We start from the raw sequence: 7,684 nt of genomic DNA on the forward strand, positions 1-7,684 counted from the left end.
TTGATGAATTGTGGTATCTTGAGATTGATCCATGGTGGTCAGTCCTTTCTGCTGATTTTGTGTAGCAACTTTATTTTAACAGAAAGATACCACCATGGATCTTTTTTATTCAGTTGTGCAACTTCATTTTACAACTAACCATTTTATATAGTTTTACTCTTCTTTTGCTTCCTGCACCAATTCTACCTTCAGCTCTACACCGAAAACTTTCTTGAACCAAGGTTGGTGAGTACGTATTTGATGCATCTCGATGCTAGGCATACCATCGGCGTGAATGCGCAGCACAGCGCACTTTTTAGAAAAGTCCGTAGTAATAGCGTGTACCATGCGCGTTTCGGAGTAGTCCAAGCTTTCCGCCAAGGCTAGCAGGCACGCCATTTTGTTGATTAAGCGCCAGTTGCTTTCCGTCAGCATTTCCCGATAGAAACGGTCCTTAAAATAGTTCTTAGACACACCGTTGTGCCAACCGGCAATAGCGCTGGTGATAATTTGCTCCTTGTGGGTAAGCCCAAACAGCTTAGCATTTTGAATCATGTAAGCGCTGTGACGGGCATGACTATAGAAGTTAATGGTAATACCAATATCGTGGAGCAACGCCGCCGTCTCCAGCAACCGCCGATAAGATTTGCGCACCTTATGCAAATCCTTCCAACCATCGAACATCGCCATCGCCAGCTTCGTAATGTGGCGGGCATGTTCCGTATCGTCCTCGTACAGTTTCAGCATATTCTCCCGACTGCGCTCTAAAATATTGTCTGCAATCAAGGGCACGTCGTTGGATTGGGAATAATAATCGTAAAAAAGACCTTCGCGCAGACCGCAACCGCTGGTAATAAGCTTGGTAGCGCCTGTAGCTTCGATCAAGCAGCTGATAATACTGCTGCCTGCTAAAATAATATCGCTACGCTCATTGCTAAGACCGGAAATCTTTTTGCGCTGTTCCAGATTGGTCGCCCGCAGTTTATTGAAAAAGCTACGGTAAACTTGAGAAGAAAAAGTATAGTTATGAATCTTGGTCGCAGGATATTTCTTCGCCCTCTGGATAATCTTAGCAACAGTACGGGCAGTACCACCAACACCAATCAACGGCAACCCGTTCTGCTTCAGCCACGGATACTGCGCCAAACGGCTCATAATGAATACGTTAATATCGCTAAAGACATTGGCAGGCATTTCGTTACGAGTATTAAACATACCCGTAGTATTTACTGCACCCATAGGCAGAGAAACGCTTTCCAATATTTTCCTGTTTTTAAACAAAATCAGCTCAGTACTGCCACCGCCCAAGTCGAAGATAATACCGTTCTTCACATCTAAGGTATTGATTACGCCTAAATAACTGATATAGGCTTCCGTGCTACCGGTAATAATATGTAATTGAATACCTGTCGCTTCAGCCACCTTGGCTACCAATTCGCTGCCATTATCAGCATTACGGATTGCCGCAGTCGCCACAGCAATAGTTCTGTCCACCTTGTAAATCTTGCACATGTGGGCAAAACTCTGCAGAGTATCAATAGTGGAAGTAAAAGCTTCTTCTGTCAGCATATTGCTGGCATCCACTTTTTGACTCAAGCGCAAGGCTTCCTTTTGGTTATATACCATGTTATAGGCGCCATTTTTGTAGATGTGGCTAATGACTAAACGGGCTGAGTTGGAACCGATATCTATAATAGCTATTCTTTGCATTTTTCCTCTCTCCTCAAACGTCCATCCCAAGCAAAATTTCTCCTTTTTACTATATTACTCATAAGCGGAAAAAATCCTGCGCCTCAAAGTAAAATTCCCGTTAAAATGTTAAATATATGTATATACGCAGGACTTTTTCTGTCAAACAAGAATAATATAAGATAACGAGAGAATTTGGAGGCAAACCGATGAAACGCAAAACACATACTACCTTTGCCGCCATCCATCTAGGCTCTGAGAAAATCAGTATGCAGATTCTAGAATACCGCAACATTGACAAATGCAAGATTATCGAGCGCGTCAGCCGCCGTATTCGTTTGGGTGAGGCAACCTTTAAAAATAAAGTTATACCTTTTCAGCTAGTGTCTGAAATTTGTGACATTCTCCAAGGCTTTAAGCTGTTAATGGAGGAGTATGGTGTCGAGGAATACAAGCTCCAGGCCACCACTGCCGTCCGCGAAGCCAGCAACCAAGTTTTCCTGCTAGACCAAATCTACAGTAAAACAGGTCTGGTCGTAGACGTAGTGGATATGCCTCAGGAAATTTATACTAAGTTTGTCGCTATCCGCAACACTTTGAAAAGCTATAAGATTTCCAGCGAGCGCGAAGGCATGTTGATGATGGATATTTCTTCCGGTGGTTTGGGCATTACCTTAGTACAGGATGAGCAAATCCGCTACCAAGAAAACTTCCATGTAGGCATTATCCGCATCAAAGAAAGTTTCGAGCGCAACCGCAGGGAAAGCATGCACTTTAACAAAGCATTAACAGAATTTTTAAGCAGCACTATCGGACCTGTACGTCAAGAGCTGCAGCAGGCCAGCGTCCAATATTTAGTCCTGTCCGGCACAGAAACGGAACTGCTCCTGCGGATGTTAGGCCGCGACGAAAGCCAACTGCTCCACCGCATTAAGGCAGAAGACTTTCACGCCTTCTTTGCCAAAATGCGCCGCATGAACCTATCCCAGCTGATTAGCGCGTACAATATTCCCGAAAGCGTAGCCGAATTAGCACTGCCTACAGTGCTGCTCTACGAGCAATTACTGCATTTGATTCCCGCCCAAGAAGTTATTATTACCGGGGACAGCTTTATTGACGGTATGCGCCTTTTACATATAGGTCGCAAAACCAGTCCGGAATTATGCAAGTTTTGGGAGCAGGAATTAATCAGCCTGTTCCACTGCATTGGCGCCCGTTACCTTTATGACAAACGCCACGCGCAGCAAGTAGAAAGATTATCCTTAATCATATTTGAAAAGATTGCCAAAGAACATGGTATGGGTGAGCATGAGCGCTTGTTGCTCCGCGGTACCTGTATCCTCCATGACATTGGCAAGTATATCTGTATGCGCAGCCATTCCAAATACACCTACCAATTGATCAACTCTACGGATATGTTGGGCTTTAGTGATAGGGACAAAGAAATCATTGCCTTGGCTGCCTACTACCACGCTAAACGCCTTTTTGACCAGAGCAACCGCAATGCCCCCATTGTCCCTCCGGATATGGTGGCAGTAGTAGCAAAACTGGCAGCCATTGTACGCCTAGCCGATGCTTTGGACCGCAGCTACTTGCAAAAAATTCGCAGCTGCAATGTTGTCGTCAAAGAGGGCAAGCTCAAGGTACAGGCTGTAAGCAAAGTAGATCTAGCTTTGGAAATGTGGACTTTTGAAGATAAAGCAGATTTCTTCGAAGAAGTATATGGTATGGAACCGATTTTAGAACGGGTGGATAAATAATGAATAAACTTGATTTAACTAAACCTGAGTATTTTTATAACCGGGAGCTGAGTTGGCTGAAGTTCAACCTGCGCGTGTTGAAGGAAGCTATGGTAAAAGAAACCCCTCTTTTGGAGCGTTTGAAATTTGTTGCCATCTCTGCCTCCAATTTAGACGAGTTCTTCATGGTCCGCGTGGCAGGCTTATGGAACAGTTATGACAACGGTATCGAAAAGCGTGATGCCGCAGGCATGTCCGTCAAAGAACAATTGGAAGCTATTTCCGTAGCAGCCCACGAGCAAGTACGCACCCAAACTAAATATCTGATGGCACTGATGGCAGAGATGAGTGCAGTAAAACTCCACTTCCGTCGTGTAGAAGAATTGTCCGATGTGGGACAGGATTGGTTGGAGGAATACTACCGCGAGGTCATCTATCCCGTACTTACGCCTATGGCAGTGGATGCCTCCAGACCCTTCCCCTTCTTAGCAAATAAAACCCAAAACCTAGCAGTAGAACTGGTGAAAGCAGATGGCGAACACAGCATGGGTTTAGTACAGGTGCCTAGCGTGCTTTCCCGCATTTTGGAAGTTCCCCCGGAAGAACGACGTACCTTCGTCTTTTTGGAAGATATTATCGCCAGCCACTGCCAAGACTTGTTCCAAGGCTGTCAAATCCTCGACGTAGTTCCCTTCCGCGTTACTCGTGACAGCGACCTCGATTTGGAGGAAGAAGACAGCGTAGACTTGCTGAAAGAAGTAGAAGAATCCCTGCGCAAACGCAAACGTGGTGCTGCGGTGCGTCTAGAAATCTTTAAAACTAATAATACCCGTATCAAGAAATTCTTAGAAGAAAACCTTGATGTTACTGATTTAGAAGTGTACGAAATCAACGGGCCTTTGGATCCCACCTGCTTCTTTAAGTTTACCAGTCTGCCAGGAATGTTCCCTTGGCTGCATGAGCCCTTCGTACCCCAGCGTCCCTTGGAGCTCCCCGATGACAGCGACCTGTTTGCCGCAATCCGCCAGAACGACATCCTGCTCCACCATCCCTATGAAAGCTTTGACCCTGTAGTAAAGCTTGTCAGTGATGCTGCCGATGATCCTCAAGTTTTGGCTATCAAGCAGACTTTGTACCGTGTCAGCGGCAACAGCCCCATCGTTGCTGCCCTCGCTCGCGCTGCAGAAAACGGCAAACAGGTTACGGTATTGGTAGAATTAAAAGCTCGTTTCGACGAAGAAAATAATATCCTGTGGGCACGCCGTTTGGAAAAAGCAGGCTGCCACGTTATTTACGGCTTAGTAGGTCTTAAAACCCATGCCAAGATTATTCTTATCGTCCGCAAGGAAGATAATGGTATCAAACGCTACCTACATTTGGGTACAGGCAACTACAACGACAGCACTGCTAAATTATATACGGACCTGGGCTTGATGACTGCTAATGATGAATTTGGCAGCGATGCCTCCGCTTTCTTCAACCTGCTCAGCGGTTACAGCGAGCCTCCGGTTTGGAATAAGCTGACCATGGCGCCTTTGGGTCTGCGGGAGAAGATTTACAGCCTTATTGATAACGAAATAGCCATGGTGCGCCAAGGCAAGGAAGGTCATATTATTGCCAAAATGAACTCCCTTATCGACCAGCCTGTTATTCAAAAGCTGTACGAAGCGTCTGCAGCAGGCGTGCACATTGACTTAATTGTCCGCGGTATTTGCGGTCTGCGCACGGGCATCGAAGGCATTAGCGATAATATTACTGTCCGCAGCATTGTGGGCCGCCAATTGGAGCACAGCCGCATCTTCTGGTTCGCCAACGGCGGGGACGAGCAGCTGTATTTGTCTAGCGCGGACTGGATGCCACGTAACCTTAATGACCGCGTGGAACTGTTCTTCCCTGTGGAAACCGAGGAGCATATCCATCGTATCAAAGGGCTTTTAGACCTGTACCTGCGCGATAACGTGGGTGCCCATATGATGCAGTCCAATGGTACCTACCGCCGCGTACGCAACAAGCTGGAGCCTGTCAGTGCCCAAAGCACCCTCTACGAAATGGCGCAATTGGCTGTTACCAATGATAAACTGCCTATGGAACAGCGTTTACAGCCTGTGTACAGCCGTAGATAAAACTTGTTAAGTATTCGATTAAACCCGCTTATTGCTATTGTCTGCGTAAGTTGCTATAATAAAGAGCGACAAAGGGGGATTGAATATGAGTACGTTTTCCGTAACTTTAAACTATAACTGCAACTATGGTTATGTAGAATATAATGAAGAGAGCAAGACTGCTATAGTTACCTTGGCCGTAGCAGAAGCTAAGGCAGCTGTGGAAAAATTTTTGGCAACTCCGCTGACCTTGGATATTCCTCAAGGTGCAACCATCCGCGACTTTGGCACTGCTACCTTGGAACCTTTGAGCAGCTTGGCAAACTTCAAAACCTGCCTGACCCGCTTGTGGGGTAAAACCGGCGTCCGTGTTGAATGGAGCATGCCTCCGGGAATGGCGGAAAAACTGTAAGCGCATAAAAAGAAGGCGTTCTTCCTAACGAAAGGAAGAACGCCTTTACTTTTTTGGTGATCCCGGCGGGAGTCGAACCCACGACCTACCGCTTAGGAGGCGATAGGTGTATTTTTTTACCCCTATCTCAAAGTGCCTGAAACACCTGATTTCATGCGGTTTTTGGGCTTTTTGTGCACTTTGATAATAGCCAATATTTCCCCTAATTTCCTGATATAATCCCACATACTTTCACGGATTTTCAAAATTTGCTCGATACGGGGGAAAGCCTTGCCCCGCAATGGTTTCAGGGCTTTTTAGTGATAGGCTGTTTTTCTTCGCTTTGCACGCTAGTGAGATAGTCCTTAATGATGGCGATAAACCGCGTAGCATCATTAAATTGCTCCTTGGCATCTTCGTCAGATGGCTCATAGAAGTCCTCATAGTCACTATCATTGCGAGTATTAAAGGCGCTACCAATAATTTTGGAGGCTTCAACAGGTATCTTGCCTGTTTTTATGTATTCCTTGCGGAAATAGGAAATAACAGCTGAATGCTTTTCAAAATCCTTACTCTCAAGTGCCAGCACGCTTCTCATTCCATGGAAGATGGCATAGTAAGACCTATTGATAACGAGGTTGTTATCATCACCAATATTGAGAATAATCTCGGCGGACCTTAAGCATTGTTCTGCTTTTTCCAATCGATATGCTGATAAGGCTTTAGCTTGCTCGTCCATATAATTCAATCCCATCTCTGGCAACATTCTGGTAGAACAAGGTGTTGCTCAGTCTATTGTAGTCCTTGCGGCTCTTTAGTATCAATGATACAACTTCATCCTGTTCTAGGCTTATATCATTAGTGTGGTCCCAAATGGCTTTTCTCAAACCATGGATAGACTCATCGGGCTCGTTTACGATAACCAAAATATCAATATCAGAGCCGTCAACACTATCTCCTCGTGCCTGAGAGCCATAGAGGATAATGCTGTCAACCTTATTAGTAACTGACAACACTGCTTTAACAACATCGTCAGTTATTTTTTTGAGTTTGTTCTTATCACACATGTTGCCACCTTCTTTCTATTCCCATTATACACTTATCCGATTTTTCCAGCAAGAGAAAAGTATGTGATTTAATAGCAGCCTCCGGCCTTAAGTATACATGATATTTAGAATAAGTGAATGCAGATTTGTTGCCTTTATCTGTAAAATCAGATGCATTTTAAGTGAAAATAGGTTATAATTGTATTAAGCTAGTTTCATCCTAGGTCTCTTTTTGTCAAATATATGCTGTTTTTATAAGAATCAGCATAAAATGAAAGGCGGAATTATATATGTCACAAACTAATAAAATTGCTATTTTTATTTTAATTCTGGGATTAATTGGGTTTATGGTATTTTCACCTGGAAAAGACTACAATAAGGTTTATAGTGAAGCTGAGTATGCCTATTCCCAAGGGAAGCATCAAGTAGCATTAGATAAACTAAATGAGGTTGTCAAAGATTCTGATAATAAGGATTTAATTGATACTGCTAATAGAAGAATAAAAGAAATGAAGGCAGAAATTCAAAAAGCCAAGGAAGAAGAACATAAGAAACAAGTTGAATTAGCGAAAAAAGAGGCGGAAGTTGTAAATGAAATGAACCGACCCCCAAAAGTTAGACCTAAAAATCTAACAATTGGGAGGTCGGTTTTTTCATGACAAAATATAGTTTTGAATTTAAAAAGAAGGTCGTAACTGCTTATCAAAACAGCAAATATAGTTATAGCGAACTCGCAAA

At 44.2% G+C, this 7,684-nt stretch carries 7 protein-coding genes and 1 tRNA gene; 4 read left to right on the forward strand and 4 right to left on the reverse strand.

The features are described from left to right. Window positions 1-153 precede the first annotated feature (153 nt). Window positions 154-1,689, reverse strand: a complete 1,536-nt coding sequence (ppx, locus tag ACJMM4_RS03065; RefSeq protein WP_405379034.1) for an exopolyphosphatase — start codon at window positions 1,687-1,689, stop codon at window positions 154-156. 188 nt (window positions 1,690-1,877) lie between these two features. Between ppx and ACJMM4_RS03070 the strand changes: the two genes are divergently transcribed. The 3 genes from ACJMM4_RS03070 (at window position 1,878) to ACJMM4_RS03080 (ending at window position 5,921) form a co-directional block, all read left to right on the forward strand. Beyond that, the gene (locus tag ACJMM4_RS03070) at window positions 1,878-3,428 is read left to right on the forward strand and encodes an HD domain-containing protein (RefSeq protein ID WP_405379031.1); all 1,551 of its coding nucleotides are present in this window, start codon (window positions 1,878-1,880) and stop codon (window positions 3,426-3,428) included. Continuing rightward, the gene (locus tag ACJMM4_RS03075) at window positions 3,428-5,530 is read left to right on the forward strand and encodes an RNA degradosome polyphosphate kinase (RefSeq protein ID WP_405379029.1); all 2,103 of its coding nucleotides are present in this window, start codon (window positions 3,428-3,430) and stop codon (window positions 5,528-5,530) included. The genes ACJMM4_RS03070 and ACJMM4_RS03075 overlap by 1 nt, the downstream gene beginning before the upstream one ends. An 85-nt stretch (window positions 5,531-5,615) precedes the next feature. Beyond that, entirely contained in the window at window positions 5,616-5,921 is a 306-nt protein-coding gene (locus tag ACJMM4_RS03080) for a hypothetical protein (protein ID WP_405379026.1), read from the forward strand. A 54-nt stretch (window positions 5,922-5,975) separates the two neighbouring features. Here ACJMM4_RS03080 and ACJMM4_RS03085 read toward each other — a convergent pair. The 3 genes from ACJMM4_RS03085 to ACJMM4_RS03095 all read right to left on the reverse strand — a co-directional run bounded on the left by ACJMM4_RS03085 (window position 5,976) and on the right by ACJMM4_RS03095 (window position 6,967). Beyond that, window positions 5,976-6,048, reverse strand: a tRNA-Arg gene (locus ACJMM4_RS03085). Between the two features lie 159 nt (window positions 6,049-6,207). After that, on the reverse strand, window positions 6,208-6,639 hold the full coding sequence (locus ACJMM4_RS03090; protein ID WP_405383000.1) for a HEPN domain-containing protein: 432 nt from the start codon (window positions 6,637-6,639) through the stop codon (window positions 6,208-6,210). Next, the gene (locus ACJMM4_RS03095) at window positions 6,623-6,967 is read right to left on the reverse strand and encodes a nucleotidyltransferase domain-containing protein (protein WP_405383002.1); all 345 of its coding nucleotides are present in this window, start codon (window positions 6,965-6,967) and stop codon (window positions 6,623-6,625) included. The genes ACJMM4_RS03090 and ACJMM4_RS03095 overlap by 17 nt, the downstream gene beginning before the upstream one ends. 269 nt (window positions 6,968-7,236) lie before the next feature. On the opposite strand from ACJMM4_RS03095, the gene ACJMM4_RS03100 reads away from it, so the two are divergent. Next, window positions 7,237-7,605, forward strand: coding sequence for a hypothetical protein (locus ACJMM4_RS03100; RefSeq protein ID WP_405383004.1), 369 nt, complete (start codon window positions 7,237-7,239; stop codon window positions 7,603-7,605). The last annotated feature ends 79 nt before the right edge of the window (window positions 7,606-7,684 follow it).

Source organism: Phascolarctobacterium sp. (assembly GCF_045124115.1).
Taxonomy (GTDB): Bacteria; Bacillota; Negativicutes; order Acidaminococcales; family Acidaminococcaceae; genus Phascolarctobacterium_A.